This is a genomic window from Verrucosispora sp. NA02020 (assembly GCF_013364215.1).
GTDB lineage: Bacteria > Actinomycetota > Actinomycetes > Mycobacteriales > Micromonosporaceae > Micromonospora.
Map to the genome: position 1 here is coordinate 6,352,719 of NZ_CP054923.1, position 23,878 is coordinate 6,376,596.

36 protein-coding genes are annotated in these 23,878 nt (G+C 68.5%); 1 reads left to right on the plus strand and 35 read right to left on the minus strand.

The window, feature by feature from the left end:
• The first annotated feature begins 54 nt into the window (after positions 1 to 54).
• Complete coding sequence (locus HUT12_RS28285) at positions 55 to 1,221, plus strand: hypothetical protein (RefSeq protein ID WP_176095239.1); 1,167 nt, start codon at positions 55 to 57, stop codon at positions 1,219 to 1,221.
• A 24-nt stretch (positions 1,222 to 1,245) separates the two neighbouring features.
• On the opposite strand, the gene truA is transcribed toward HUT12_RS28285, so the two are convergent.
• From truA to fusA, 35 genes are all read right to left on the minus strand, one after another.
• The gene (gene truA, locus HUT12_RS28290; protein WP_176095240.1) at positions 1,246 to 2,076 is read right to left on the minus strand and encodes a tRNA pseudouridine(38-40) synthase TruA; all 831 of its coding nucleotides are present in this window, start codon (positions 2,074 to 2,076) and stop codon (positions 1,246 to 1,248) included.
• A 67-nt stretch (positions 2,077 to 2,143) separates the two neighbouring features.
• Positions 2,144 to 2,704: a 50S ribosomal protein L17 gene (gene rplQ, locus HUT12_RS28295; protein WP_131053089.1), complete on the minus strand. Its 561-nt coding sequence runs from the start codon at positions 2,702 to 2,704 to the stop codon at positions 2,144 to 2,146.
• A 34-nt stretch (positions 2,705 to 2,738) separates the two neighbouring features.
• Positions 2,739 to 3,761 (minus strand): DNA-directed RNA polymerase subunit alpha, encoded by a 1,023-nt coding sequence (locus tag HUT12_RS28300; protein ID WP_074472529.1) that lies wholly within the window; start codon positions 3,759 to 3,761, stop codon positions 2,739 to 2,741.
• Between the two features lie 98 nt (positions 3,762 to 3,859).
• Positions 3,860 to 4,486: a 30S ribosomal protein S4 gene (rpsD, locus tag HUT12_RS28305; RefSeq protein ID WP_131053088.1), complete on the minus strand. Its 627-nt coding sequence runs from the start codon at positions 4,484 to 4,486 to the stop codon at positions 3,860 to 3,862.
• 14 nt (positions 4,487 to 4,500) lie between these two features.
• Positions 4,501 to 4,908 (minus strand): 30S ribosomal protein S11, encoded by a 408-nt coding sequence (gene rpsK, locus HUT12_RS28310; protein WP_007073011.1) that lies wholly within the window; start codon positions 4,906 to 4,908, stop codon positions 4,501 to 4,503.
• 132 nt (positions 4,909 to 5,040) lie between these two features.
• The gene (rpsM, locus tag HUT12_RS28315) at positions 5,041 to 5,421 is read right to left on the minus strand and encodes a 30S ribosomal protein S13 (protein ID WP_117226239.1); all 381 of its coding nucleotides are present in this window, start codon (positions 5,419 to 5,421) and stop codon (positions 5,041 to 5,043) included.
• A gap of 214 nt (positions 5,422 to 5,635) precedes the next feature.
• Positions 5,636 to 5,749: a 50S ribosomal protein L36 gene (rpmJ, locus tag HUT12_RS28320; protein WP_012184307.1), complete on the minus strand. Its 114-nt coding sequence runs from the start codon at positions 5,747 to 5,749 to the stop codon at positions 5,636 to 5,638.
• A gap of 91 nt (positions 5,750 to 5,840) precedes the next feature.
• Complete coding sequence (gene infA / locus HUT12_RS28325) at positions 5,841 to 6,062, minus strand: translation initiation factor IF-1 (RefSeq protein ID WP_007073013.1); 222 nt, start codon at positions 6,060 to 6,062, stop codon at positions 5,841 to 5,843.
• Positions 6,063 to 6,290: 228 nt separating this feature from the next.
• Positions 6,291 to 6,932 carry a DUF1707 domain-containing protein gene (locus HUT12_RS28330; protein WP_254876979.1) on the minus strand — a complete coding sequence of 214 codons (642 nt, stop codon included), beginning with the start codon at positions 6,930 to 6,932 and terminating at the stop codon, positions 6,291 to 6,293.
• A 242-nt stretch (positions 6,933 to 7,174) separates the two neighbouring features.
• The gene (gene map, locus HUT12_RS28335; RefSeq protein WP_131052666.1) at positions 7,175 to 8,026 is read right to left on the minus strand and encodes a type I methionyl aminopeptidase; all 852 of its coding nucleotides are present in this window, start codon (positions 8,024 to 8,026) and stop codon (positions 7,175 to 7,177) included.
• 89 nt (positions 8,027 to 8,115) lie between these two features.
• Positions 8,116 to 8,769 carry an adenylate kinase gene (locus HUT12_RS28340; RefSeq protein WP_117226242.1) on the minus strand — a complete coding sequence of 218 codons (654 nt, stop codon included), beginning with the start codon at positions 8,767 to 8,769 and terminating at the stop codon, positions 8,116 to 8,118.
• Positions 8,770 to 10,095 (minus strand): preprotein translocase subunit SecY, encoded by a 1,326-nt coding sequence (gene secY / locus HUT12_RS28345; protein ID WP_131052667.1) that lies wholly within the window; start codon positions 10,093 to 10,095, stop codon positions 8,770 to 8,772. It abuts the gene before it with no gap.
• 232 nt (positions 10,096 to 10,327) lie between these two features.
• A complete protein-coding gene (gene rplO, locus HUT12_RS28350) occupies positions 10,328 to 10,771 on the minus strand; it encodes a 50S ribosomal protein L15 (RefSeq protein WP_131052668.1) in 444 nt (147 codons plus the stop codon).
• A complete protein-coding gene (gene rpmD / locus HUT12_RS28355; protein WP_117226245.1) occupies positions 10,771 to 10,953 on the minus strand; it encodes a 50S ribosomal protein L30 in 183 nt (60 codons plus the stop codon). Before rpmD ends, rplO begins: the two co-directional genes overlap by 1 nt.
• A complete protein-coding gene (gene rpsE / locus HUT12_RS28360) occupies positions 10,953 to 11,567 on the minus strand; it encodes a 30S ribosomal protein S5 (protein ID WP_119575433.1) in 615 nt (204 codons plus the stop codon). Before rpsE ends, rpmD begins: the two co-directional genes overlap by 1 nt.
• Positions 11,568 to 11,601: 34 nt before the next feature.
• Positions 11,602 to 11,979, minus strand: a complete 378-nt coding sequence (gene rplR, locus HUT12_RS28365) for a 50S ribosomal protein L18 (RefSeq protein WP_176096016.1) — start codon at positions 11,977 to 11,979, stop codon at positions 11,602 to 11,604.
• A gap of 8 nt (positions 11,980 to 11,987) precedes the next feature.
• Positions 11,988 to 12,530 (minus strand): 50S ribosomal protein L6, encoded by a 543-nt coding sequence (rplF, locus tag HUT12_RS28370; RefSeq protein ID WP_131052669.1) that lies wholly within the window; start codon positions 12,528 to 12,530, stop codon positions 11,988 to 11,990.
• A gap of 16 nt (positions 12,531 to 12,546) precedes the next feature.
• Positions 12,547 to 12,954: a 30S ribosomal protein S8 gene (gene rpsH, locus HUT12_RS28375; RefSeq protein ID WP_093403619.1), complete on the minus strand. Its 408-nt coding sequence runs from the start codon at positions 12,952 to 12,954 to the stop codon at positions 12,547 to 12,549.
• 96 nt (positions 12,955 to 13,050) lie between these two features.
• Positions 13,051 to 13,236 carry a type Z 30S ribosomal protein S14 gene (locus HUT12_RS28380; protein WP_007073023.1) on the minus strand — a complete coding sequence of 62 codons (186 nt, stop codon included), beginning with the start codon at positions 13,234 to 13,236 and terminating at the stop codon, positions 13,051 to 13,053.
• A 1-nt stretch (position 13,237) separates the two neighbouring features.
• Positions 13,238 to 13,807: a 50S ribosomal protein L5 gene (gene rplE, locus HUT12_RS28385; protein ID WP_131052670.1), complete on the minus strand. Its 570-nt coding sequence runs from the start codon at positions 13,805 to 13,807 to the stop codon at positions 13,238 to 13,240.
• Positions 13,807 to 14,127: a 50S ribosomal protein L24 gene (rplX, locus tag HUT12_RS28390; protein ID WP_018217055.1), complete on the minus strand. Its 321-nt coding sequence runs from the start codon at positions 14,125 to 14,127 to the stop codon at positions 13,807 to 13,809. The genes rplE and rplX overlap by 1 nt, the downstream gene beginning before the upstream one ends.
• Complete coding sequence (gene rplN / locus HUT12_RS28395; RefSeq protein WP_007465279.1) at positions 14,124 to 14,492, minus strand: 50S ribosomal protein L14; 369 nt, start codon at positions 14,490 to 14,492, stop codon at positions 14,124 to 14,126. The genes rplX and rplN overlap by 4 nt, the downstream gene beginning before the upstream one ends.
• 96 nt (positions 14,493 to 14,588) lie before the next feature.
• Positions 14,589 to 14,867 carry a 30S ribosomal protein S17 gene (gene rpsQ / locus HUT12_RS28400; protein ID WP_111215565.1) on the minus strand — a complete coding sequence of 93 codons (279 nt, stop codon included), beginning with the start codon at positions 14,865 to 14,867 and terminating at the stop codon, positions 14,589 to 14,591.
• Positions 14,864 to 15,100 (minus strand): 50S ribosomal protein L29, encoded by a 237-nt coding sequence (rpmC, locus tag HUT12_RS28405; protein ID WP_007073028.1) that lies wholly within the window; start codon positions 15,098 to 15,100, stop codon positions 14,864 to 14,866. Before rpmC ends, rpsQ begins: the two co-directional genes overlap by 4 nt.
• Positions 15,100 to 15,525, minus strand: coding sequence for a 50S ribosomal protein L16 (gene rplP, locus HUT12_RS28410; protein WP_007465292.1), 426 nt, complete (start codon positions 15,523 to 15,525; stop codon positions 15,100 to 15,102). The genes rpmC and rplP overlap by 1 nt, the downstream gene beginning before the upstream one ends.
• Before the next feature lie 3 nt (positions 15,526 to 15,528).
• Positions 15,529 to 16,383, minus strand: coding sequence for a 30S ribosomal protein S3 (gene rpsC, locus HUT12_RS28415; RefSeq protein ID WP_131052671.1), 855 nt, complete (start codon positions 16,381 to 16,383; stop codon positions 15,529 to 15,531).
• Complete coding sequence (gene rplV, locus HUT12_RS28420; RefSeq protein ID WP_131052672.1) at positions 16,383 to 16,838, minus strand: 50S ribosomal protein L22; 456 nt, start codon at positions 16,836 to 16,838, stop codon at positions 16,383 to 16,385. The genes rpsC and rplV overlap by 1 nt, the downstream gene beginning before the upstream one ends.
• 40 nt (positions 16,839 to 16,878) lie before the next feature.
• Complete coding sequence (rpsS, locus tag HUT12_RS28425) at positions 16,879 to 17,160, minus strand: 30S ribosomal protein S19 (protein ID WP_067359615.1); 282 nt, start codon at positions 17,158 to 17,160, stop codon at positions 16,879 to 16,881.
• 12 nt (positions 17,161 to 17,172) lie between these two features.
• Positions 17,173 to 18,012, minus strand: a complete 840-nt coding sequence (rplB, locus tag HUT12_RS28430) for a 50S ribosomal protein L2 (RefSeq protein WP_117226254.1) — start codon at positions 18,010 to 18,012, stop codon at positions 17,173 to 17,175.
• 12 nt (positions 18,013 to 18,024) lie between these two features.
• Entirely contained in the window at positions 18,025 to 18,327 is a 303-nt protein-coding gene (gene rplW, locus HUT12_RS28435; protein ID WP_093403611.1) for a 50S ribosomal protein L23, read from the minus strand.
• Positions 18,324 to 18,974: a 50S ribosomal protein L4 gene (gene rplD, locus HUT12_RS28440; RefSeq protein ID WP_131052673.1), complete on the minus strand. Its 651-nt coding sequence runs from the start codon at positions 18,972 to 18,974 to the stop codon at positions 18,324 to 18,326. The genes rplW and rplD overlap by 4 nt, the downstream gene beginning before the upstream one ends.
• Positions 18,971 to 19,636 (minus strand): 50S ribosomal protein L3, encoded by a 666-nt coding sequence (rplC, locus tag HUT12_RS28445; RefSeq protein WP_131052674.1) that lies wholly within the window; start codon positions 19,634 to 19,636, stop codon positions 18,971 to 18,973. The genes rplD and rplC overlap by 4 nt, the downstream gene beginning before the upstream one ends.
• 11 nt (positions 19,637 to 19,647) lie before the next feature.
• Entirely contained in the window at positions 19,648 to 19,956 is a 309-nt protein-coding gene (gene rpsJ / locus HUT12_RS28450; RefSeq protein WP_007073037.1) for a 30S ribosomal protein S10, read from the minus strand.
• 349 nt (positions 19,957 to 20,305) lie between these two features.
• Positions 20,306 to 21,499, minus strand: coding sequence for an elongation factor Tu (tuf, locus tag HUT12_RS28455; protein ID WP_131052675.1), 1,194 nt, complete (start codon positions 21,497 to 21,499; stop codon positions 20,306 to 20,308).
• 212 nt (positions 21,500 to 21,711) lie between these two features.
• Positions 21,712 to 23,808, minus strand: a complete 2,097-nt coding sequence (fusA, locus tag HUT12_RS28460; RefSeq protein WP_131052676.1) for an elongation factor G — start codon at positions 23,806 to 23,808, stop codon at positions 21,712 to 21,714.
• Positions 23,809 to 23,878: the final 70 nt, after the last annotated feature.

Below are 23,878 nucleotides of genomic sequence, written 5' to 3' on the forward strand. Positions count from 1 at the left end.
AGCACATCCGGCAAAATGCCCACTAATGGGGTAAAAATCCTTACTCTGGTCACCATGTACCGGTACGACTCTGATGAGGACGCATACCTCCAGTACGGCGACGACGACGCGGAGGTGGTCCCGGCCGGCGACGACCGCCGCCCGGGCGGCCCCTCCCCGTCGCGCTTTCCCACACCGTCGCTGACGCGCCCCAACCAGATCCTGCTGCCCTCGGCGACAGCGGGCTCCGCCACGGATCCGCCGCCCCCGCCCGAGATGGTCACGCCACCGGAGCCGATCGACCCACCGGCGCCCTACCCGCCGGAGACCGACCTGGTCCTGCCCTCCGGTGTGTACGCGTCGAGCACCGCCGCACCGGCGCAGACCTCCCTCACCGGGTACGAGCCGACCTCGGCCGCCGCCCCACCGTCCACACCGGTGAGTGCGCCGTCGCCCCGCACCGGCGGCAACCGCACCTGGCAGGTGCTGATCGGCGGTGCCGCCGCACTCGTCCTGCTCGGGCTCTGCGGCCTCACCGCCGGCGCCCTGATGGACGGTGGGCAGCTCATCGGCCAGCAGGCGGCACCCACCTCCGAGCCGCAGAACACCCAGGACACCGAGGACGCCGCCAGCGACCTGGACTCCCGGGACACCGACTCCGCGCCGCTGACCGCCCGCGAGGTCTTCCCGGCCAGCACCCTGACGATCGACGGCAGCACCGCCGGCTACGAGGTGCTGCGGACCCAGTCCAGCGCGAGCTGCGCGGTCGCGGCCACCGGCGAGGTCGCCGAGTCGCTGACCCTGCTCGGCTGCAACCAGGTGGTCCGGGCCACGCTGCGCACGCCCGACGGCGAGCACCTGGTCACCACCGGGCTGTTCAACCTGACGGACCGGAGCAGCGCCGAACGTGCCAGGGACCGCATCCGGCAGGCGCTCGACGCGCGGCAGGGCCGGTTCCGGGGCATGTCGGCCGGCGACGGGACCGACGTCGTCACCTCCGCGCCCGCCCGCGTCGGCTGGCAGGTACGCGGCCACTACCTCGCCTACGCGGTGGTGACCCGCACGGACGGGGCGGTGGTCCGTTCCGCCGACACCACGGTCCGCGAGATCCTCTTCGACATGCTGGAGATGCACCTCAACCGCGACGTGCTGGAACGGCGGGCGGCCGGCGGTACGGCCACCCAGCCCGACCCGACGCCCACCGACGACACCGGCGACCAGGACCCTGACACCGGGAACTGAGGAGGCGGCTCAGGCCACCACGGCTCAGGTCTCCGCCGGCACCCGCAGCCGACGGGTGGCCTCGGCCCGGCGGGCGTAATCGGCTGGATCGTCGGGATAGCCGACCGCCACCAGGGTCAGTCCGTGCGCCGGTGCCACCGTGACCTCGCTGGACCGCTCCCGCCGGGTCAACAGGCCGGCCGGCCACTCGACCGGCCGGCGCCCGTCCCCGGCGACCAGCATCGCGCCGACCAGGCTGCGCACCATCGCCTGGCAGAACGCGTCGGCCTGCACGGTGGCGACCAGGACGCCGTCGGCCTCGCGCCGCCAGTCCAGCCGGGTCACCTCCCGCAGCGTGGTGGCGTTCTCCTTCCGCCGGCAGTACGCGGCGAAGTCGTGCTCCCCCACCAGCCCGGCCGCCGTGGCGGCGAGCCGGTCGACGTCGAGCGCACGCGGCCAGCCCAGGATCTCGTGCCGGCGCAGCGGCTCGGCGCCCCAGGGCGCGTCGGTGACCCGGTACTCGTAGCGCCGGAAGGTCGCCGAGAAGCGGGCGTCGAAGCTGTCCGGCACCACACTCATCGCCCGTACCCGGACGTCGCCCGGCAGCAGCCGGGCCAGCCGACGCAGCAGACGGCTCTCCTGTACCCGCCACACCTCGTCGGGCAGGTCGACGTGGCAGACCTGCCCGGTGGCGTGCACCCCGGCGTCGGTGCGCCCGGCAACCGTCAGCCCGGCCGCGACACCGGCCCCGAGCACCAGGTCCAACGCCTCGACCAGCACACCGGCGACCGTGCGCCGCTCCGGCTGGGCGGCCCACCCCGAGAAGCCGGTCCCGTCGTACGCGACCTCCAGCCGCAGCCGGGTGCGCTCCTCCACGTCGTACCTCCTCGACGGGTCGGGCCCGGCACCCCCGAGGGGATGCCGGGCCCGACGACGGCCTGAATCAGGCCTTGCCTTCCTCGGTGGCCAGGTCGCTGTCCTCGCGGGCAGCGGCGGTGTCACCGGACGCCGACACCGGCGGCTCGGCGTCCTGGTCGGCCGACCGGTTCTCCGGGGCCTCGTCGGCCGGGGCCAGCGCCTCGACCTTGTCCTGCTGCGCGGCCTTGCGGGCGGCGGTCTTCTGGTTCACCTTCGGCTCGGCGACCTGAAGCTCCTCGACCAGCTCGATGATCGCCATCGGCGCGGCGTCGCCCTTGCGCGGACCGGTCTTCACGATCCGGGTGTAGCCACCGTTGCGGTTGGCGTACCGCGGCGCGATCTGGTCGAACAGGGCGTAGACCACGTCCTTGTCCTTGACCACGGTCAGCACCCGCCGACGCGACGCGAGGTCGCCCCGCTTGGCCTTGGTGATCAGCTGCTCGGCGAGCGGACGCAGCCGCCGGGCCTTGGTCTCGGTGGTCTTGATCTTGCCGTGCTGGAACAGCGAGGTGGCCAGGTTGGCCAGCATCAGCCGCTCGTGCGCGGGGCTGCCGCCGAGGCGGGGGCCCTTGGTGGGCGTGGGCATGCTTGGTGCTCCTCAGGTGTGGCGGCAGCGCGGACTAGAGCTGCTCGGTCTCGCGGTAGTCGTCGGTGTCGTAGTCGGCCTCGCCGAAGGTGTCCACGACATGCGCCGGGTCGAAGTTCGGAGCCGAGTCCTTCAGCCCCAGACCCATTCCGGCGAGCTTCATCTTGACCTCGTCGATCGACTTCTGGCCGAAGTTGCGGATGTCGAGGAGGTCGGCCTCGGTACGCCCGATGAGCTCACCAACGGAGTTGATGCCCTCGCGCTTGAGGCAGTTGTAGGAGCGGACGGTCAGGTCCAGCTCCTCGATCGGCAGGGCCAGGTCCGCCGCCAGCTGCGCGTCCTGCGGCGACGGGCCGATGTCGATGCCCTCCGCCGTCTCGTCCAGCTCCCGGGCCAGCCCGAAGAGCTCCACCAGCGTCGAACCGGCCGAGGCCAGCGCGGTACGCGGGCCCATCGACGGCTTGGTCTCGACGTCGATGATCAGCCGGTCGAAGTCGGTCCGCTGCTCGACACGGGTCGCCTCGACGCGGTACGTCACCTTGAGCACCGGCGAGTAGATCGAGTCGACCGGGATCCGGCCGATCTCCGCACCCGCCTGCTTGTTCTGCGCCGCCGTGACGTAGCCCCGACCCCGCTCGACGGTCAGCTCCATGTCGAGCCGGCCCTTGCCGTTGAGGGTGGCGAGCTTCAGGTCCGGGTTGTGCACCGAGACACCGGCCGGCGGCTGGATGTCACCGGCGGTCACGTCGCCCGGGCCCTGCTTGCGCAGGTACATGCTGACCGGCTCGTCGTGCTCGGAGCTGACGCAGAGCTCCTTGATGTTCATGACGAGCTCGACCACGTCCTCCTTGACCCCGGGGATCGTGGTGAACTCGTGCAGGACACCGTCGATCTTGATCGAGGTGACCGCCGCACCGGGGATGGAGGAGAGCAGCGTACGCCGCAGCGAGTTGCCCAGGGTGTAGCCGAAGCCCGGCTCCAGCGGCTCGATGGTGAACCGGGACCGGGTCTCGTTGATCGACTCTTCGGAGAGAGACGGTCGCTGGCTGATGAGCATGTTTTCTCTTCTCTTCCGGGACGCCCGCTATATGACGTCCACGACACAACGTGTTCCGGTGGCCCGCCCGTCGCCGGGCGGGCCACCGCAACGAGCCCTTACTTGGAGTAGAGCTCGACGATCAGCTGCTCCTGGACCTGGGTGTCGATCACCTGGCGGGCCGGGAGCGAGTGCACGAGCACCTTCATCTGGCTCGGAATGGCCTCAAGCCACGCCGGAACCGTCTTGGAGCCGGCCTCGGCCTGCGCCACGATGAACGGGGTGAGCTCCTTGCTCTTCACCCGAACCTCGATGATGTCGTGCTCCTTGACGCGGTACGACGGGATGTCGACCTTCTTGCCGTTCACCATGAAGTGGCCGTGCTTGACCAGCTGGCGGGCCATGTCCCGGGACTTGGCGTAGCCGGCCCGGTAGACCACGTTGTCCAGCCGCGACTCGAGGATCTGCAGGAGGACCTCACCGGTCTTGGCCTGCTTGGCCACGGCCTCCTCGTAGTAACCGCGGAACTGCTTCTCCAGCACGCCGTAGACCCGGCGGGCCTTCTGCTTCTCACGGAGCTGGAGCAGGTACTCCGTCTCCTTGGTCCGACCGCGGCCGTGCTGCCCGGGCGGGAACGGCCGGGACTCGAACGGGCACTTCGGACCATCGCACTTGCTGCCCTTGAGGAACAGCTTCATCTTCTCCCGCCGGCAACGGCGGCAGTCAGCACCGGTGTAACGAGCCATCTCTCTCTAACCTCTCAGACCCGACGACGCTTCGGCGGACGGCACCCGTTGTGCGGCTGCGGGGTGACGTCGGAGATCTGCCCGACCTCCAGACCCACCGCCTGCAGCGAACGGATGGCGGTCTCCCGGCCGGAGCCGGGACCCTTGACGAACACGTCGACCTTGCGCATGCCGTGCTCCATGGCCCGACGCGCGGCGGCCTCGGCGGCCAGCTGCGCGGCGAACGGAGTCGACTTGCGCGAGCCCTTGAAGCCGACCTGGCCGGCGGAGGCCCACGAGATGACGGCACCGGTCGGGTCCGTGATGGACACGATGGTGTTGTTGAAGGTGCTCTTGATATGCGCCTGCCCGTGGGCGACGTTCTTGCGTTCCTTGCGCCGGACCTTCTTGACAGCGGCTCCGGCACGAGCCTTCGGTGGCATAAGTCTGTGCGCTCCTGTTTTTGGTTCTCGATCGGTTCTGGCTTTTCGCCCCGTTGATCAGATAGACACCGGTTCCGGTGGGAGCCCGGCCTACCTCGACGGAGAACGACCAGAATTCCGGTTGAGGAACTACTACTTCTTGCCGGGCTTCTTCTTGCCGGCGACCGTCCGCTTCGGGCCCTTGCGGGTACGCGCGTTCGTACGCGTCCGCTGGCCACGGACGGGCAGTCCCCGGCGGTGCCGGATACCCGCGTAGCAGCCGATCTCGACCTTGCGACGGATGTCAGCGGCGACCTCGCGGCGCAGGTCGCCTTCTACCTTGTAGTTGGCCTCGATGTGGTCACGGAGCTGGACCAGCTCCTCGTCCGTGAGGTCCCGGGCGCGCTTGTCCGGCGAGATGCCGGTGGCGGCGAGCGTCTCCAGAGCGCGGGTACGACCCACGCCGAAGATGTAGGTGAGCGCAATCTCCAGCCGCTTCTCGCGGGGGAGATCCACGCCGACTAGACGTGCCATCTGCGGGCGTACTCCTTGTGGTCTTCTGCCGGAGGTGTGGTCCCGTCCCACCCCGCTACGCGGCCGTCCCGTCCTTCCGGCGCGACGTGCGCCGGCGACCGGGATGGTCGCTGCCCGAGCGGGCCCCGGCCTCCGACCGGGGGTCAACCACGAGAAAGTACGCGCTGCGCACCGCTCGCGGCTGGGACGAGCATGTGTGATGTGTGGGCTGGGTTCAGCCCTGGCGCTGCTTGTGGCGCGGGTCGGTGCAGATCACCATGACCCGGCCGTGCCGGCGGATAACCCGGCACTTGTTGCAGATCCTCTTGACGCTCGGCTTGACCTTCACGGTTGCCTTACTTCCCATCTGGCCCGGCGCCACGAGGCGCGACACCGGACGTCGAAGACGGACACGGGACGATTCCGGGCCGCCGTCAGGCTTACTTGTAGCGGTAGACGATGCGCCCGCGAGTCAGGTCGTACGGCGAGAGTTCGACGACGACCCGGTCCTCCGGCAGGATGCGGATGTAGTGCTGCCGCATCTTGCCGCTGATGTGAGCCAGGACCTTGTGGCCGTTGGCGAGCTCCACCCGGAACATGGCGTTCGGCAGGGGCTCGATGACCCGACCTTCGATCTCGATGGCTCCGTCTTTTTTCGGCATGTCCTCCGCTGTCCTGACGTCGACTACTCCGGACGGCCCACAACGTCTTACACGGGTGACTGATCAAGATCAGATTTCCCGCGCCAGCCGCGGCTCCGCGTCCCACCGAAGCGCTGGTGGGCATGGCGGAGTGGACGCTGTGCGCCGATCAGAAAGTGTACGCCCGCCTGCACGCCGTCGCCAAACCGACCGGCCCGAGTACGCCGACGGGGTGGACAAAGCCGGCGTTCAGCCCGCCGCGTCACGCTCCGCCCGGTCCGCCCCCGCCGGCGTGACGGGCCCGCCAGCCGACGCCGAGGGCTGCCCCGGCGACGACGGCGCGTCGGCCGCCGTGGCGGTGATCGCGTCGGGCTGCTCGGCGGCGAGCGCGGCACGCTCCCGCTTGCGGGCCTTCTTCTCCGCCTTCCGCTGCCGACGGCGTTCCTGCTGCGCCGCCCAGCGCTGCGGCTCGCCGGTACTCAGCCCGGTGACGGTACGCACCACCTGCACCGCGCCCCACGGCCCGGCCACCCAGATGGGCCAGAAGTACACCAGGTCGCGGGCGGCGAACGAGGTGACCGCCCAGATCGCGATGACGATCCCGACGGCCTTGAGCCAGGGCTCCCAGACGTCGACGAGCCAACGGGCGGTCACGCCCCGCCCGCCGTCGGGCAACACCGGCGCGTCGGCCTCCTGCCGGGCCGGCACCGCCCCGGGCAGGTCGCCCACCAGTGCGTCGAGTTCCGCGTACGTCCGGGCCGCATAGGCCCGCTGTAGCCGGTCGTCGTACTCGTGCAGGTCGAGCCGGCCCTCGTCGAGTGCCTCCCGGAGCCGTTCGGCGACGGCCTGCCGGTCGGAGTTCGCTGCCCGCATCCCGTCCTGCCCGTCCATGTCGGCAAGCATGCCATCGTGCCGCCAGCCCGACTAACCGACGCCGTGCGGCCTGCCCCACCGTCATGCCGACACCGACCGGCTCGCCCCGGTTCTGGTCACCGACAGTGAGCGCGACGAGCCGCTCGTGTCGAACGTCACATGCCTCGTGGCCGGATGCTGCCGAGCCGCCGCCACGACGGCTCCGCGCCGAGCGCCTGGGATGCGAACGGCCGGTCGGCCGGATGCCGGGATTCGGCGACTCAGCCGGCCGACGAGGCGGCGGGCTGGCGGGCGGTGACCAGCTCACCGAGGCGGGCTCGACCGCCGTCCTGGGCGGTCAGCACCCAGACCCCGTCCGGCAACAGAGCCATGGTGTGCTCGACGTGTGCCGCACGCGACCCGTCGCGGGTGACCACGGTCCAGCCGTCGGCCAGTTCGGCGGTACGCGGCGACCCCATCGTGATCATGGGCTCGATGGCCAGCGCCATGCCCTGCACCAGCCGCGGCCCCTTGCCCGGCCGCCCGTGGTTGAGCACGTGCGGGTCCTGGTGCATCTCGGTGCCGATGCCGTGGCCGCCGTAGCCGTCGACGATGCCGTACCGGCCGCCCTTGCGCACCGCGTTCTCCACCGCGTGGGAGATGTCGGTCAGCCGGCCCTTGCCGCTGGCCGCACCCCGGGCGGCGGCGGCGATACCGGCCCACATCGCGTCCTCGGCCACCGTCGCCATCCGCAGCAGGGCCGGGTCGACCTCGCCCACCCCGACGGTGATGGCCGCGTCGCCGTGCCAGCCATCGAGCACCGCACCGCAGTCGATCGAGATCAGGTCGCCCTCGGCGAGGACCTGGTCCGGCGACGGGATCGCGTGCACGATCTGCTCGTTGACCGAGGAGCAGATCGACGCCGGGAAGCCGTGGTAACCCTTGAACGACGGAGTCGCGCCGGCCTCGCGGATGGTCGACTCGGCGATCGCGTCCAGGTCGGCGGTGCTGACCCCGGGGGCCACCGCCTCGCGCATCCGGCGTAACGCCTCGGCGACCACCAGCCCGGCGGCACGCATCTTCTCGATCTGCTCGGGGGTCTTCAGCTGGATGTCCAGCTGGGGACGACGCATCGGGGCGCTACCTTTCGTTGCCGAACCAGCGGGGCACGCCGGGCGTACCCCGCTGTTCGCACTCTATCCGGCCGGCGATGACGCCGAGCTCAGCCGCCGTAGGACCGCAGGGCGTCGATCGCGCGGACCGTGACGTCCTCCACCGGCCCGGTGGCGTCGATCCCGACCAGCTTGCCCTGGGCGCCGTAGTAGTCCACCAGCGGCGCGGTCTTCTCCGCGTACTCGCGCAGGCGGGCGGCGATGGTCTCCGGCTTGTCGTCGTCGCGCTGGAACAGCTCGGCACCGCAGCGGTCGCAGATGCCGTCCCGACTGGTCGGGTCGAACTCGACGTGCCAGATCTTGCCGCAGCCCCGGCAGGTGCGCCGGCCGGAGAGCCGCCGGATCACCTCGTCGTCGTCGACCACCAGCTCCAGTACGACGTCCAGCGCGGTGCCGAGGTCGGCGAGGAGCTTGTCCAGCGCGGCGGCCTGCGGAGTGGTCCGCGGGAACCCGTCGAGCAGGAAGCCCTCGGAGGCGTCCGGCTCGGCGAGCCGGTCCCGCACCATGTTGATGGTGACCTCGTCCGGGACCAACTTGCCGGCGTCCATGTAGCGCTTGGCCTCGACCCCGAGCGGGGTGCCCTGCGACACGTTGGCACGGAAGATGTCACCGGTCGAGATCTTCGGCACGGAGACGTGCGCAGCGATGAACTCCGCCTGCGTTCCCTTACCCGCGCCGGGCGGGCCAACCAGAACCAGTCTCATCTACCGCAGGAACCCTTCGTAGTTCCGCTGCATCAGTTGGCTCTCGATCTGCTTGCTGGTTTCGAGAGCCACACCGACCATGATCAGCACAGCGGTACCGCCGAACGGGAAGTTGAGGTACTGCTGCCGGTCCAGCCAGATGAAGAAGAAGTTCGGCAGGATCGAGATGATCGCGAGGTACAGCGCCCCCGGCAGCGTGATCCGGCTGAGGATGAAGTCCAGGTAGTCGGCGGTCGGCTTGCCGGGGCGGATGCCCGGCACGAAGCCGCCGTACTTCTTCATGTTGTCCGCGACCTCGGTCGGGTTGAACGTGATCGAGACGTAGAAGTACGTGAAGAAGATGATCAGCAGGAAGTAGACCGCGATGTAGATCGGGCTGGTCGGGTCGACCAGGTTGTTCTGGATCCACGCCTGCGTCTGACCCGGGTCGTTCTGGTCGAAGAACTGCAGCGCCAACTGGGGCAGGTAGAGCAGCGACGAACCGAAGATGACCGGGATGACACCCGCCTGGTTGACCTTCAGCGGGATGTAGGTCGACGTGCCGCCGTACATCCGCCGGCCGATCATCCGCTTGGCGTACTGCACCGGGATCCGGCGCTGGGCCTGCTCGATGAACGTGACCGCGGTGATGACCACCAGGACCAGGGCGATGACGAGGAAGAACTTGGCCCAGCCCTGGCTCTCCTTGATGCGCCAGCCCTCGCTGGGGAGGCGGGCGGCGATCGAGGTGAAGATCAGCACCGACATGCCGTTGCCGACGCCGCGGTCGGTGATCAGCTCGCCCAGCCACATGACCACGCCGGTACCGGCGGTCATCGTCATCACCAGCATGGACAGCGTCAGCCAGTCCGGGATGCCGGTGCCCTCAGGGATGATCGGGAACTGGTCGCACTGGTTGTTGAAGAGCTGTCCGGAGCGGGCCAGCGCGACGAACGCGGACGCCTGCAGGACGCCCAGGCCCAGTGTCAGGTACCGGGTGTACTGGGTGATCTTCGCCTGACCGGCCTGGCCCTCCTTACGGAGCTGCTCGAGCCGCGGGATCACCACCGTCAGCAGCTGCAGGATGATCGACGCGGTGATGTAGGGCATGATGCCCAGCGCGAAGACCGAGAGCTGGAGCAGTGCGCCACCGGAGAAGAGGTCGAGCAGGTTCAGAACCCCGGTCGAGCCGTCGATGGTGTCGAGGCACTGCTGGACGTTGCCGTATGACACGCCTGGGCTGGGCAGCGTCGCGCCGAGCCGGTAGATCGCGATGATGCCTACTGTGAACAGCAGCTTCTTGCGCAGGTCAGGCGTACGGAACGCACTGAGAAAGGCGGACAGCAACTTCTTCCTCCTGCGCGAGGCGGGCCGCCGGTCGTCCCTGGCGGTTTGGGGTGGGTGCCGGGCAGGTGCCCGATATCCATGGCTGGGAAGGGACTCTAACAGCCCGATCCCCGTCCGGGCAGATGTGCCCGGCTACATAAACCGAATCCGATATTACCGGGCGCACAGGCCCTGTGGAGACCATGGCGCCCGCCAGCTGGGATCAACTGGCGGGCGCCATCGTTCGTGCTGCTTACAGCTCGGTGACCGAACCACCGGCGGCAGCGATCTTCTCCTTGGCCGACGCACTGAACGCATGCGCCGTGACCTGGAGCGACACGTTGCCGAGGTCCCCGGTGCCGAGAACCTTGACCGGGTGACCCTTGCGGACCGCGCCCGCCTCGACCAGCTCGGCCGGGCCGACCTGACCGCCGTTGGGGAACAGTTCGGCCAGGCGGTCCAGGTTGACCACCTGGAAGACCACCTTGAACTTGTTCTTGAAGCCCTTCAGCTTCGGCAGGCGCATGTGGATGGGCATCTGCCCACCCTCGAACGCCGCCGGGATGTTCTTCCGGGCCTTCGAACCCTTGGTACCCCGACCGGCGGTCTTGCCCTTGGAGCCCTCACCGCGACCCACACGGGTCTTGGCGGTCTTGGCTCCCGGCGCCGGGCGCAGGTGATGGACCTTGATCGTCATTACTCGACCTCCTCGACCTTCACGAGGTGGCTCACCTTGAAGATCATCCCGCGAATCTCGGGCCGGTCCTCCTTGACCACCACGTCGTTGATCCGCTTGAGACCGAGCGACCGCAGCGACTCACGCTGGTTGTGCTTGGTCCCGATGTCGGACCGGAGCTGGGTGACCTTGAGACGTGCCATCAGGAAGCCACCTCCGCCCGCGAGGCCAGCATGGCGGCCGGAGCGACGTCCTCCACCGGCAGGCCTCGACGCGCCGCGACAGCCTCCGGGGACTCCAGCCCCTTCAGGGCCGCCACGGTGGCGTGCACGATGTTGATCGGGTTCGACGATCCGAGGCTCTTGGAGAGCACGTCGTGGATGCCCGCGCACTCCAGCACGGCACGGACCGGACCACCGGCGATGACACCCGTACCGGCCGAGGCCGGCTTGAGCAGCACCACACCGGCGGCGTCCTCGCCCGTGATCGGGTGCGGGATCGAGGAACCGATCCGCGGCACCTTGAAGAAGTGCTTCTTGGCCTCCTCGACACCCTTGGCGATCGCCGCGGGCACCTCCTTGGCCTTTCCATAGCCCACGCCCACGGTGCCGTCGCCGTCGCCGACGATCACGAGGGCGGTGAAGCTGAAGCGACGACCACCCTTCACGACCTTGGCGACGCGGTTGATCGCGACGACCCGCTCGAGGTGCGGGGTCTTCTCGGCGGGCGCGTTTCCGCGGCCGCCCTCACGGCGGTTGTCGCGGCGACCACCCTCGTTGCCACCGGACCCGCCGCCACGGCGCTGTTGACCTGGCATCAGCAGCCTCTCTTCTCTCTCGTGACGGGGATTGTCAGAACTCGAGCCCGGCTTCGCGGGCGGCGTCGGCAAGCGCGGCGACCCGCCCCGCGTACCGGTTGCCACCGCGGTCGAAGACGACCTTGGAGACGCCGGCGGCCTTGGCCCGCTCGGCGAGCAGGGCACCGACCTTGCCGGCGAGGGCGCTCTTGTCGCCCTCGGTGCCGCGCACCGAGGCGTCCAGCGTCGAGGCCGACGCCAGGGTGTGCCCCTTGGTGTCGTCCACGATCTGGGCCACGATGTGCCGCAGCGAACGGGTGACCACCAGGCGCGGACGCTCGGCGGTGCCACTGACGTTCTTGCGGACGCGGAAGTGCCGACGCGCACGCCCGACGGCACGCTTGGCGGCGACGCCGCGGCGGCGCTTGAGCAGCGTGGCGCTCACTTCTTACCTGCCTTTCCAGCCTTGCGACGGATGACCTCGCCCTGGTACTTCACGCCCTTGCCCTTGTAGGGCTCCGGCGGGCGGATCTTCCGGATGTTGGCGGCGACCTCACCGACGAGCTGCTTGTCGATACCGGCCACGTGGAACAGCGTCGGCCGCTCCACCGTGAAGGTGATGCCCTCGGGCGCCTGCACCTGCACCGGGTGCGAGAACCCGAGCGCGAACTCCAGGTCCTTGCCCTTGGCGGTGACCCGGTAACCGGTACCGGCGATCTCCAGGCTCTTGCGGTAGCCCTCGGTGACCCCGACGATCATGTTGGCGACCAGGGTACGGCTCAGGCCGTGCAGTTCCTTGGCCTTGCGCTCGTCGTTCGGGCGGTTGACGCTCAACTGCCCGTCCTCGGCCCGCTCGATCGTGATCGGCGTGGCCAGGGTGTGCGACAGCTCGCCCTTGGGGCCCTTGACCTTGACGGTCTGGCCGTCGATCGTCACGTCGACGCCGGAGGGCACCGGGATCGACTTACGTCCAATTCGCGACATTTCTACCTGTCTCCCGTTACCAGACGAAGGCGAGGACTTCCCCGCCAACGCTCCGCTTGCGGGCCTGCCGGTCGGTAAGCAGCCCCTGGGACGTCGAAATGATCGCCACGCCCAGTCCACCGAGCACCCGCGGGAGCCCGTCCGACTTGGCGTACACCCGGAGACCGGGCTTGGAGACGCGCTTGATACCGGCCAGGCTCCGCTCCCGGTTCTGGCCGTACTTCAGCTCGACGACCAGTCGCTTGCCGACGGCACCCTCTTCGGGCTCCTCGACCGCCCAGGTGGCGATGTAACCCTCGGACTTGAGGACCTCGGCGATGTTCGCCTTGATCTTCGAGTAGGGCATCGTCACCCGGTCGTGGTACGCCTGGTTGGCGTTACGCAGACGCGTGAGCATGTCTGCGATGGGGTCGGTCATCGTCATGAAAACTCGTCAACCTTTCTCGCCGGGGTTCCCGCGACTCGCGCAGGCCTACGGCGAAGAGACAGTCCAGCTGATGCGCCGAAGCGCGCCGGGCTATTACCAGGAAGCCTTGGACACGCCGGGCAGCTCACCGCGGTGGGCCATCTCCCGGATGCACACCCGGCAGAGCCCGAACTTGCGGTAGACCGCCTTGGGACGCCCGCACCGCTGGCAGCGGGTGTAGGCGCGAACCGAGAACTTCGGCTTCGCGGCCGCCTTGAGGATCAGCGCCTTCTTGGCCATCTCAGTTCTCCTTGAACGGGAAGCCCAGGAACTTCAGCAGCGCCCGGCCCTCGTCGTCGGTCGTGGCGGTGGTCACCACCGTGATGTCCATGCCCCGCTGGCGATCGATCTTGTCCTGGTCGATCTCGTGGAACACCGACTGCTCGGTCAGACCGAACGTGTAGTTGCCGTGCCCGTCGAGCTTGCGCCCGTCCAGGCCGCGGAAGTCACGGATACGCGGCAGCGCGATGGAGAGCAGCCGGTCCAGGAACTCCCACATCCGGTCGCCGCGCAGGGTCACCTTCGCGCCGATCGGCATGCCCTCGCGGAGCTTGAACTGCGCGATGGACTTCGTCGCCCGCCGGACCTGCGGCTTCTGGCCGGTGATGGTGGCCAGGTCGCGGACCGCGCCGTCGATGAGCTTGGCGTCCCGAGCGGCCTCGCCGACGCCCATGTTCACGACGATCTTGACCAGCCGCGGCACCTGCATCGGGTTGCCGTACTCGTGCTGCTCGCGCAGCTGGGCCACGATCTCGTTGCGGTACCGCTCCTTGAGGCGCGGCATGGTCTTGGTTTCGGTAGCCGTGGTCATCACAGGTCCTTACCGGTGCTACGCGCGATGCGGACCTTCTGGCCGTTGTCGTCGATCCGGTAACCGACGCGGGTCGGCTTGCCGTCGGAGTCCACGACCATCACGTTCGAGACGTGGATCGGGGCCTCCTGGGTGACGATGCCACCGGTCTTGGCGCCACGCTGAGTGGTGCTGATGCGGGTGTGCTTCTTGACCCGGTTCACGCCCTCGACCAGGACCTTGTCCTGCCGCGGGTAGGCCGCGATGACCTTGCCCTTGGCACCCTTGTCCTTGCCGGCGATGACGACGACCGTGTCGCCCTTCTTGACCTTCACGGTCACAACACCTCCGGCGCGAGAGAAATGATCTTCATGAACCGCTTGTCCCGCAGCTCACGACCGACCGGGCCGAAGATACGGGTACCGCGCGGGTCCCCACCGTCCTTGATGATGACGGCGGCGTTCTCGTCGAAGCGGATGTACGACCCGTCCGGGCGTCGCCGCTCCTTGGCGGTACGGACGACGACAGCCTTGACCACGTCGCCCTTCTTGACACCGGCACCCGGGATCGCGTCCTTGACGGTCGCCACGATGACGTCGCCGATGCTCGCGTAGCGCCGACCGGAGCCACCGAGAACCCGGATGCACAGGATCTCCCGGGCACCCGTGTTGTCGGCGACGCGCAGTCGCGACTCCTGCTGAATCACGTCTATCTCCTATGTCTGCCGGTTCTCCGGCCGCCGGGGCGGCCGGAGCCTGGCGGAACCTGCGCCCGACCGATCTCGGCCGAGCTCGAGCCTTCGCTACTTGGCCTTCTCGAGGATCTCCACGAGCCGCCACCGCTTGGTGGCGGAGAGCGGCCGGGTCTCCATGATCAGGACGCGGTCGCCGATGCCGGCGGAGTTCTGCTCGTCGTGGACCTTCAGCTTGCTGGTACGGCGCATGATCTTGCCGTACAGCGCGTGCTTGACCCGGTCCTCGACCTCGACCACGACGGTCTTGTCCATCTTGTCGCTGACCACGAGGCCCTCGCGGACCTTCCGGCGGCCACGCTGCTGGGTGGCGGTCGTGTTCTCGCTCATGAAGCAGTCACCTCAGTCGGCGCGGCCGAGAGCCCCAGCTCGCGCTCACGCATGATCGTGTAGATCCGGGCGATCTCCCGACGGATGACCTGCAGCCGCCGGTTGTTGTCCAGCTGACCGGTTGCGGCCTGCACGCGGAGGTTGAACAGCTCCGCCTTGGCCTCGCGCAGCTTCGTGACCAGCTCCTCCTCGGAGAGCTCACGCAGCTCGGAGGCCTTAACGCCCGCTGCCATCAGGATTCACCCACTTCGCGCGTAACAATGCGGCACTTCATCGGGAGCTTGTGGATCGCGCGACGCATCGCCTCTCGCGCGATCTGCTCGTTGGGGAAGGACATCTCGAAGAGGACCCGCCCCGGCTTGACGTTGGCGACCCACCACTCCGGCGAGCCCTTACCGGAACCCATCCGGGTTTCGGCCGGCTTCTTGGTGAGGGCCTGGTCCGGGAAGATGGTGATCCAGACCTTGCCGCCACGCTTGATGTGGCGGGTCATCGCGATACGCGCCGACTCGATCTGCCGGTTGGTCACGTACGCCGGCTCAAGAGCCTGGATCCCGAACTCGCCGAACACCACCCGGTTGCCGCCCTTGGACGCGCCGCTGCGGTCCGGGTGGTGCGGCTTGCGGAAGCCCTTCGGGGGCTTGCGCGGCATCAGCATCTGTCAGCCCTCCTGCTGCGTTTCTGCCGCGGCGGCGACGGCGGACGCGTCCACCGGCTCGCCACTCGGCGTCTCGGCCTGCTGCGCGACGGTCGTCGCGGCAGCGCGGCCGGCCTCGGTGCCACCGGAGGTCGTGCCGGACGAACCGGACCGACCACGACGCGGCCGCTCGGGGCGGTCACCGCGCTCCCGGCGCGGGCGCGACGGAGCCTCGGTCGGGGTCTCCCGACCCGGCACCGCGTCGCCCTTGTAGATCCAGACCTTCACGCCGATGCGGCCGAAGGTGGTACGGGCCTCGAAGAAGCCGTACTCGATGTTGGCCCGCAGCGTGTGCAGCGGAACCCGACCCTCGCGGTAGAACTCCGTGCGGCTCATCTCGGCGCCGCCGAGGCGACCCGAAACCTGCACCCGGATGCCCTTGCACATCGGGTTCTTCATCGCCGACTGCATCGCCTTGCGCATCGCGCGGCGGAAGCTGACCCGGCTGGAGAGCTGCTCGGCGACGCCCTGGGCGACCAGCTGCGCGTCCGACTCGGGGTTCTTCACCTCGATGATGTTGAGCTGCACCTGCTTGCCGGTGAGCTTCTCCAGCTCGCCGCGGATCCGGTCGGCCTCCGCACCCTTACGGCCGATGACGATGCCCGGCCGGGCGGTGTGGATGTCGACGCGGACCCGGTCGCGGGTGCGCTCGATGTCGACCTTGGAAATGCCGGCGCGCTCCAGGCCCTTGGACATCATGCGGCGGATCTTGACGTCCTCGCCGATGTAGTCCTTGTAGAGCTTGTCCGCGAACCAGCGGGACTTCCAGTCGGTCGAGATGCCGAGCCGGAACCCGTGCGGGTGAACCTTCTGACCCATTACTCGGCGCCCTCCGTGTTGCTCTGCGTCTCGGCCGGTTCGGTCTGCTTGGCCGGGGCCGTCTTCTTCGCCGACTTCTTCGGCGCGGCCGGCGCGACCGCCTCGACCGCCACGGTGATGTGGCAGGTGCGCTTGCGGATCCGGTACGCCCGGCCCTGAGCCCGAGGCTGGAACCGCTTCATCGTCGGGCCCTCGTCCACGAACGCCTCGCTGACGAGCAACGCGTCGGGGTCCAGCCGCTCGTTGTTCTCCGCGTTGGCGATCGCGCTCGCGAGCACCTTGTACACCTGCTCGCTCGCCGCCTGCGGCGCGAACTGCAGCACCGTGAGCGCCTCCTTCGCGGGCAGGCCGCGGACGAGGTTGACCACCCGGCGCGCCTTCATCGGCGAGATGCGCACGTGTCGCGCAATCGCCCGCGCGCCCGGAAGCACCGGAGCGTCGCCCTTTCCTGGCATCGCTGTAACCCCTTGATCCTCTATCCGTATGCCCGCGGCGTCAGCGCCGGCGGCTCTTCCGGTCGTCCTTCTCGTGACCCTTGAACGTACGGGTCAACGCGAACTCGCCGAGCTTGTGCCCGACCATCGCCTCGGTCACGAACACGGGGACGTGCTTACGTCCGTCGTGCACCGCGATCGTGTGCCCGAGCATGTCCGGGATGATCGTGGAGCGGCGCGACCAGGTCTTGATGACGTTCTTCGAGCCCTTCTCGTTCTGCGTCTCCACCTTCTTGAGCAGGTGGTCGTCGATGAACGGGCCCTTCTTCAGGCTGCGAGGCATGTCTTATCTCCCTCAGCCGCGCTTACGCGTGGCGTAGCGGCGGCGGACGATCAGCCGGTCACTCGGCTGGCCCTTACGACGGGTGCGGCCCTCGGGCTTACCCTGCGGGTTGACCGGGTGGCGACCACCGGAGGTCTTGCCCTCGCCACCACCGTGCGGGTGGTCGACCGGGTTCATGGCCACACCACGGACGGTCGGGCGCTTGCCCTTCCACCGCATCCGGCCGGCCTTGCCCCAGTTGATGTTTGACTGGTCGGCGTTGCCGATCTCGCCGACGCTGGCGCGGCAGCGCACGTCGACGCGGCGGATCTCACCCGACGGCATACGCAGGGTCGCGTACGCGCCCTCCCGGCCGAGCAGCTGGATGCCGACGCCGGCCGAGCGGGCCAGCTTGGCGCCGCCGCCCGGACGCAGCTCCACGTTGTGGATCGTGGTACCGACCGGGATGTTGCGCAGCGGCAGGTTGTTACCGGGCTTGATGTCCGCGCCCGGGCCCGACTCCACCGCGTCGCCCTGCTTGAGGTCCTTCGGCGCGAGGATGTAGCGCTTCTCGCCGTCGGCGTAGTGCAGCAGCGCGATCCGCGCGGTGCGGTTCGGGTCGTACTCGATGTGCGCGACCTTGGCCGGCACGCCGTCCTTGTCGACCCGCTTGAAGTCGATCAGCCGGTACTGCCGCTTGTGGCCGCCACCCTGGTGCCGGGCGGTGATCCGCCCGTGGGCGTTCCGGCCACCCTTCTTCGGCAGCGGGGCCAGCAGCGACTTCTCGGGCGTCGACCGGGTGATCTCAGCGAAGTCGGCGACGCTGGAGCCACGCCGGCCCGGCGTCGTCGGCTTGTACTTACGGATAGCCATTGTCTACACCCCTCAGCTGACCGGGCCGCCGAAGGCCTCGATGCGGTCTCCCTCAGCCAGCTTCACCATCGCCCGCTTGGTGTCCTTGCGCTTGCCGAACCCCGTACGGGTCCGCTTGCGCTTGCCCTCGCGGTTGAGCGTGTTGACCGTCAGGACGCGGACGTTGAAGATCTGCTCGATGGCGATCTTGATCGCGGTCTTGTTCGCGTCCGGGTGCACCAGGAAGGTGTACCAGTTCCGGTTCAGCTCGCTGTAGCTCTTCTCCGAGACGACCGGCGCCACGATGATGTCGCGCGGGTCGGCGATCGTGCTCACTTGCCGTCCTCCTCGGTGGTCTCGGCGGGAACGCCCAGGAACTCGTCCAGGGCCTCCTTGGTGAAGACCACGTCGTCGGCCACCAACACGTCGTACGTGTTGAGCTGGCCGGCCTCGATCAGGTGCACCCGCGGCTCGTTGCGCAGCGACACCCAGTTCAGCTCGTCGGTGCTGCTCAGCACGACCAGCACCCGACGGGCCTCGCTCAGCTTCGCGAGCGTGGCCAGCGCGGCCTTGGTCGACGGCTTCTCACCCGAGACGAACGCCTCGACGACGTGCACCTGCCCGGCGCGCGCCCGGTCCGAGAGGGCCCCACGCAGCGCGGCGGCCTTCATCTTCTTGGGGGTGCGCTGGCTGTAGTCACGCGGCACCGGGCCGTGCACCACGCCACCGCCGGCGAACTGCGGCGCGCGGATCGAGCCCTGCCGGGCCCGACCGGTGCCCTTCTGCTTGTACGGCTTCTTGCCGCCGCCGGCGACCTCGCCGCGGGTCTTGGTCTTGTGCGTGCCCTGCCGGGCCGCTGCCAGCTGCGCCACCACGACCTGGTGCATCAGCGGGACGTTGGCCTGGACGTCGAAGATGTCGGCGGGCAGCTCGACCGAGCCGCTCTTGGCGCCTTCGGTGTTCAGGACGTCAACGGTGGTCACTTGGCCACACCGCCCTTCTTCGCCTTGGTCTTGGCCGCGGTGCGGACCAGGACCAGCGCGCCCTTCGGGCCGGGGATGGCGCCGCGGACGAGCAGGAGGTTGTTCTCGGTGTCGACCGCCTGGACGGTCAGGTTCTGCACGGTGTAGCGCACGCCGCCCATGCGGCCGGCCATCCGGGTGCCCTTGAAGACGCGACCCGGGGTGGCGCAGGCCCCGATGGAGCCCGGGGAGCGGTGCTTGCGCTCGACACCGTGGCTGGCGCGCAGACCGTGGAAGCCGTGCCGCTTCATCGGGCCGGCGTAGCCCTTGCCCTTGGTCTTGCCGGTGACGTCGATCGAGACGCCGACCGGGAACTCCTCGACCGTGACCTCCTGGCCGAGCGAGTAGTCGCCGGCGTCGGCGGTGCGCAGCTCGACGATGTGCCGGCGCGGCGCCACGTCGGCCTTGGCGTAGTGCCCACGCAGCGGCTGCTTGGCCTTGCGCGGGTCGATCGTCCCGTACGCCAGCTGGACCGCGGAGTAGCCGTCCTTGTCGGCGTCACGAACCTGGGTGATGACGCAGGGGCCGGCCTGAACCACGGTCACCGGGACAACCTTGTTGTTGTCCCAGACCTGGGTCATGCCGAGCTTCGCGCCCAGGATCCCCTTAACTTGCCTGTCCATGTGTCCGGTCCCTACAGCTTGATCTCGATGTCGACGCCAGCCGGCAGGTCGAGGCGCATGAGCGAGTCGACCGTCTTCGGGGTCGGGTCGATGATGTCGATAAGCCGCTTGTGCGTACGCATCTCGAAGTGCTCGCGCGAGTCCTTGTACTTGTGCGGCGAGCGGATGACGCAGAAACGGTTGATCTCCGTGGGCAGCGGCACCGGGCCAGCGACCTGCGCCCCGGTACGCGTCACCGTCTCGACGATCTTCCGAGCCGAGGAGTCGACGACCTCGTGGTCATAGGCCTTGAGCCGGATGCGGATCTTCTGTCCCGCCATGGTGGCTTCTGTTCCTTCTCTCGATGCCGCTGTGTTGCGGGTACCCATACCGGCTGGTACGAGCCCTCTTCGCCCACCCCCGCGGTCGGGCGTGTCGCGCCCTGTGGCCAGGCTCCGCCCCGAGAATCCGGAGCGATCCTGACCGCGGTGGGTCCAGGCGCCGATCGCGCTACCGCGACCTGAACGCCGCGCGAGGGTGGTTGGCGGCCGGACCGCCAACCACCCCACGCCCGACTGCTCTGCCTACCCGGAGGTTCGGCGTGAGCCGAACACGGGCAGCGAACTGTCGTTACGCAACCTGACTAGTATGCCGCACGACCGGCGGCGGGTCTAATCGGGGTTACCCAGCTCACTTGATGATCTTGGTGACGCGACCCGCGCCGACCGTGCGGCCACCCTCCCGGATCGCGAACTTGAGGTTGTCCTCCATCGCGATGGGCTGGATCAGCTTCACGGTCATCGTGGTGTTGTCACCAGGCATGACCATCTCGGTGCCCTCGGGGAGGGTGACGACACCGGTGACGTCCGTGGTCCGGAAGTAGAACTGCGGACGGTAGTTCTGGAAGAACGGGGTGTGCCGGCCACCCTCCTCCTTGGAGAGGATGTAGACGGTCGCCTCGAACTCCGTGTGCGGGGTGGTGGTGCCCGGCTTGACGACCACCATGCCGCGCTCGACGTCCTCGCGCTTGGTGCCCCGGAGCAGCAGACCGACGTTCTCGCCTGCGCGGGCGTCGTCCAGGGTCTTCCGGAACATCTCGATCGCGGTGACCTTGGTCTTGAAGCCCTTCTCGCGGATGCCGACGACCTCGACGTCCTCGTTCGGGAGCAGCACGCCACGCTCGACGCGACCGGTGACCACGGTACCCCGACCGGTGATGGTGAAGACGTCCTCGACGGGCATGAGGAACGGCTTCTCGGTCTCGCGCTCCGGCTGCGGGATCGCGGTGTCGACCGCGCTCATCAGCTCGAGCAGCTTCTCGGTCCAGACCGGGTCGCCCTCGAGGGCCTTCAGCGCGGAGACCTGGACGACCGGCAGGTCGTCACCCGGGTACTCCTGAGCCGAGAGCAGCTCGCGGACCTCGAGCTCGACGAGCTCCAGGAGCTCCTCGTCGTCGACCATGTCGCTCTTGTTCAGCGCCACGACGATGTACGGCACGCCGACCTGGCGGGCCAGCAGCACGTGCTCGCGGGTCTGCGGCATCGGGCCGTCGGTCGCCGCGACCACCAGGATCGCGCCGTCCATCTGCGCGGCACCGGTGATCATGTTCTTGATGTAGTCGGCGTGACCGGGGCAGTCGACGTGCGCGTAGTGCCGCGCCTCGGTCTGGTACTCGACGTGTGCGATCGAGATCGTGATGCCGCGGGCCTTCTCCTCAGGCGCCTTGTCGATCTCGTCGAACGGCGTGTACGGGTTCAGGTCCGGGTACTGGTCGTGCAGGACCTTGGTGATGGCCGCCGTCAGCGTCGTCTTACCGTGGTCGATGTGACCAATGGTGCCGATGTTGACGTGCGGCTTAGTCCGCTCGAACTTCGCCTTCGCCACTGGTGTCCTCCTGTGGACTTCTTGGTTCGTTCGCCCCGGTGCGCCAGGTCGGCGCTTAGGACTCTGTCGACAGCCTTTCCGACCTGACGGCCGGAGAGCTTTGTGGGTTCTGCGGCGATGAAGCCTACAGGCCCGGAATTCACACAATCCGACCGAGGTGGTCGCAGTCGGGGAATCCTCCCGCGACCACCTCGGATCAGCTCAGGTGAGCGTCACTCACCCGTCGCCTTGGCGATGATCTCCTTGGCGACCGAGGACGGGACCTCGGCGTAGGAGTCGAACTGCATGCTGTAGCTAGCCCGGCCCTGGGTCTTCGACCGCAGGTCGCCGACGTAGCCGAACATCTCCGACAACGGCACCAGAGCACGGACGACGCGGGCGCCACTGCGCTCCTCCATCGCCTGAATGATGCCGCGGCGGGAGTTGAGGTCGCCGATGACGTCACCCATGTTCTCCTCGGGAGTGGTGACCTCAACAGCCATCATCGGCTCGAGCAGTGCGGGGTCGGCCTTGCGGGCCGCGTCCTTCATCACCATCGAGCCGGCGATCTTGAATGCCATTTCCGACGAGTCGACCTCGTGGTACTGGCCGTCCAGCAGGGTGAGCTTGATGCCCACCAGCGGGAAGCCGGCGAGGATGCCGTACTGCATGGCGTCCTGCGCACCCGCGTCCACCGACGGGATGAACTCCCGGGGGATGCGGCCACCGGTCACGCCGTTGGCGAACTCGTAGGTCGGCGCGTCGTTGCCCAGCGGCAGCGGCTCCAGGCTGACGATCACCCGAGCGTACTGGCCGGAGCCACCGGTCTGCTTCTTGTGGGTGTACTCGACCTTGTCCACCTTGCGGCGGATGGTCTCGCGGTACGCCACCTGCGGCTTACCGATGTTCGCCTCGACGTTGAACTCGCGGCGCATCCGGTCGACCAGGATGTCCAGGTGCAGCTCGCCCATGCCGGAGATGACCGTCTGACCGGTCTGGTCGTCCAGCTTGACGCGGAAGGTCGGGTCCTCCTCGGCCAGCCGCTGGATGGCGGTGCTGAGCTTCTCCTGGTCGGCCTTGGTCTTCGGCTCGATGGCGACCTCGATGACCGGCTCCGGGAAGGTCATCGACTCCAGGATGACCGGGTTCGCCGGGTCACACAGGGTGTCACCGGTGGTGGTCTGCTTGAGACCCTGCACCGCGATGATGTCGCCGGCCTGGGCAGAGCCGCGCTCTTCCCGCTTGTTGGCGTGCATCTGGTAGATCTTGCCGATCCGCTCCTTGCGGTCCTTGGTGGAGTTGACCACCTGGGAGCCGGACTCGAGCGTGCCGGAGTAGATGCGCACGTAGGTGAGCTTGCCGAGGTGCTTGTCCGTCTGGATCTTGAAGGCCAGACCGGAGAACGGCTCGGCCACCGCCGGCTTACGCAGCAGCGGGGTCTCACCGTCGGTGGCGGTGCCCTCGATCGCCGGGATGTCCAGCGGCGACGGCAGGTACGCGACGACCGCGTCCAGCATCGGCTGGATGCCCTTGTTCTTGAAGGCGGTGCCGGTGAGGACCGGGTTGGCCTTGCCGCCGATGGTGGCCCGACGGATGGCGGCCTTGATCTCCTCGACGGAGATCTCCTCGCCCTCCAGGTACTTCTCCATCACCGAGTCGTCGACGTCGGCGAGGGTCTCCATCAGCTTCTCGCGCCACTCGGCGGCGGAGTCGGCGAGGTCGGCCGGGATCTCCTCGACCGCGTAGTCCTCACCCTTCTGGGTCTCGCCACGCCAGGTGAGGGCCCGCATCTCGACCAGGTCGACCACGCCGATGAAGTCGCTCTCGGCGCCGATCGGGATCTGGAGCACCAGCGGAGTGGCGTTCAGCCGGTCGATCATCATCTGCACGCAGCGGAAGAAGTCCGCGCCGGTACGGTCCAGCTTGTTGACGAAACACATCCGGGGGACGTTGTACTTGTCCGCCTGACGCCAGACGTTCTCCGTCTGCGGCTCCACGCCGGCCACGCCGTCGTAGACCGCGACCGCACCGTCCAGGACACGCAGCGACCGCTCCACCTCGACCGTGAAGTCGACGTGGCCGGGCGTGTCGATGATCTGGATCGTGTGGCCCTTCCACTCGCACTTCGTGGCGGCGGAAGTGATGGTGATACCGCGCTCCTGCTCCTGCTCCATCCAGTCCATGACGGCAGCGCCCTCGTGGACCTCACCGATCTTGTACGTGATACCGGTGTAGAACAGGATTCGCTCGGTGGTAGTGGTCTTACCGGCATCGATGTGCGCCATGATGCCGATATTGCGTACGTTGGCGAGCGCGTCTGCGGCGGCCACTTCAATCCCTACTTATCGTCGTCTCGACACAACTGGTGGCGGTCCCGGCGCCGGATGGGCACCGGGACCA

Coding starts and splice junctions, on each gene's coding strand:
- HUT12_RS28340 (WP_117226242.1), bottom strand. CDS start 8,769: ATGAGACTGGTTCTGGTTGGCCCGCCCGGCGCGGGTAAGGGAACGCAG.
- HUT12_RS28380 (WP_007073023.1), bottom strand. CDS start 13,236: ATGGCCAAGAAGGCGCTGATCCTCAAGGCGGCCGCGAAGCCGAAGTTC.
- rplQ (WP_131053089.1), bottom strand. CDS start 2,704: ATGCCCACGCCCACCAAGGGCCCCCGCCTCGGCGGCAGCCCCGCGCAC.
- rpsQ (WP_111215565.1), bottom strand. CDS start 14,867: ATGAGCGAGAACACGACCGCCACCCAGCAGCGTGGCCGCCGGAAGGTC.
- rpsS (WP_067359615.1), bottom strand. CDS start 17,160: ATGCCTCGCAGCCTGAAGAAGGGCCCGTTCATCGACGACCACCTGCTC.
- rplB (WP_117226254.1), bottom strand. CDS start 18,012: ATGGCTATCCGTAAGTACAAGCCGACGACGCCGGGCCGGCGTGGCTCC.
- rpsK (WP_007073011.1), bottom strand. CDS start 4,908: ATGCCACCGAAGGCTCGTGCCGGAGCCGCTGTCAAGAAGGTCCGGCGC.
- rpsE (WP_119575433.1), bottom strand. CDS start 11,567: ATGCCAGGTCAACAGCGCCGTGGCGGCGGGTCCGGTGGCAACGAGGGT.
- rpsC (WP_131052671.1), bottom strand. CDS start 16,383: ATGGGTCAGAAGGTTCACCCGCACGGGTTCCGGCTCGGCATCTCGACC.
- HUT12_RS28330 (WP_254876979.1), bottom strand. CDS start 6,932: ATGGACGGGCAGGACGGGATGCGGGCAGCGAACTCCGACCGGCAGGCC.
- HUT12_RS28285 (WP_176095239.1), top strand. CDS start 55: ATGTACCGGTACGACTCTGATGAGGACGCATACCTCCAGTACGGCGAC.
- rplF (WP_131052669.1), bottom strand. CDS start 12,530: ATGTCGCGAATTGGACGTAAGTCGATCCCGGTGCCCTCCGGCGTCGAC.
- rpmD (WP_117226245.1), bottom strand. CDS start 10,953: ATGGCACGTCTCAAGGTCACCCAGCTCCGGTCCGACATCGGGACCAAG.
- map (WP_131052666.1), bottom strand. CDS start 8,026: ATGCGTCGTCCCCAGCTGGACATCCAGCTGAAGACCCCCGAGCAGATC.
- rpsD (WP_131053088.1), bottom strand. CDS start 4,486: ATGGCTCGTTACACCGGTGCTGACTGCCGCCGTTGCCGGCGGGAGAAG.
- rplV (WP_131052672.1), bottom strand. CDS start 16,838: ATGCCAGGAAAGGGCGACGCTCCGGTGCTTCCGGGCGCGCGGGCGATT.
- rplO (WP_131052668.1), bottom strand. CDS start 10,771: ATGACGATCAAGGTCCATCACCTGCGCCCGGCGCCGGGAGCCAAGACC.
- rplE (WP_131052670.1), bottom strand. CDS start 13,807: ATGACCACGGCTACCGAAACCAAGACCATGCCGCGCCTCAAGGAGCGG.
- rplP (WP_007465292.1), bottom strand. CDS start 15,525: ATGCTGATGCCGCGCAAGCCCCCGAAGGGCTTCCGCAAGCCGCACCAC.
- rpmC (WP_007073028.1), bottom strand. CDS start 15,100: ATGGCAGCGGGCGTTAAGGCCTCCGAGCTGCGTGAGCTCTCCGAGGAG.
- HUT12_RS28300 (WP_074472529.1), bottom strand. CDS start 3,761: ATGCTCATCAGCCAGCGACCGTCTCTCTCCGAAGAGTCGATCAACGAG.
- rpsH (WP_093403619.1), bottom strand. CDS start 12,954: ATGACGATGACCGACCCCATCGCAGACATGCTCACGCGTCTGCGTAAC.
- infA (WP_007073013.1), bottom strand. CDS start 6,062: ATGCCGAAAAAAGACGGAGCCATCGAGATCGAAGGTCGGGTCATCGAG.
- rpsM (WP_117226239.1), bottom strand. CDS start 5,421: ATGGCACGTCTAGTCGGCGTGGATCTCCCCCGCGAGAAGCGGCTGGAG.
- rpsJ (WP_007073037.1), bottom strand. CDS start 19,956: ATGGCGGGACAGAAGATCCGCATCCGGCTCAAGGCCTATGACCACGAG.
- rplC (WP_131052674.1), bottom strand. CDS start 19,636: ATGGACAGGCAAGTTAAGGGGATCCTGGGCGCGAAGCTCGGCATGACC.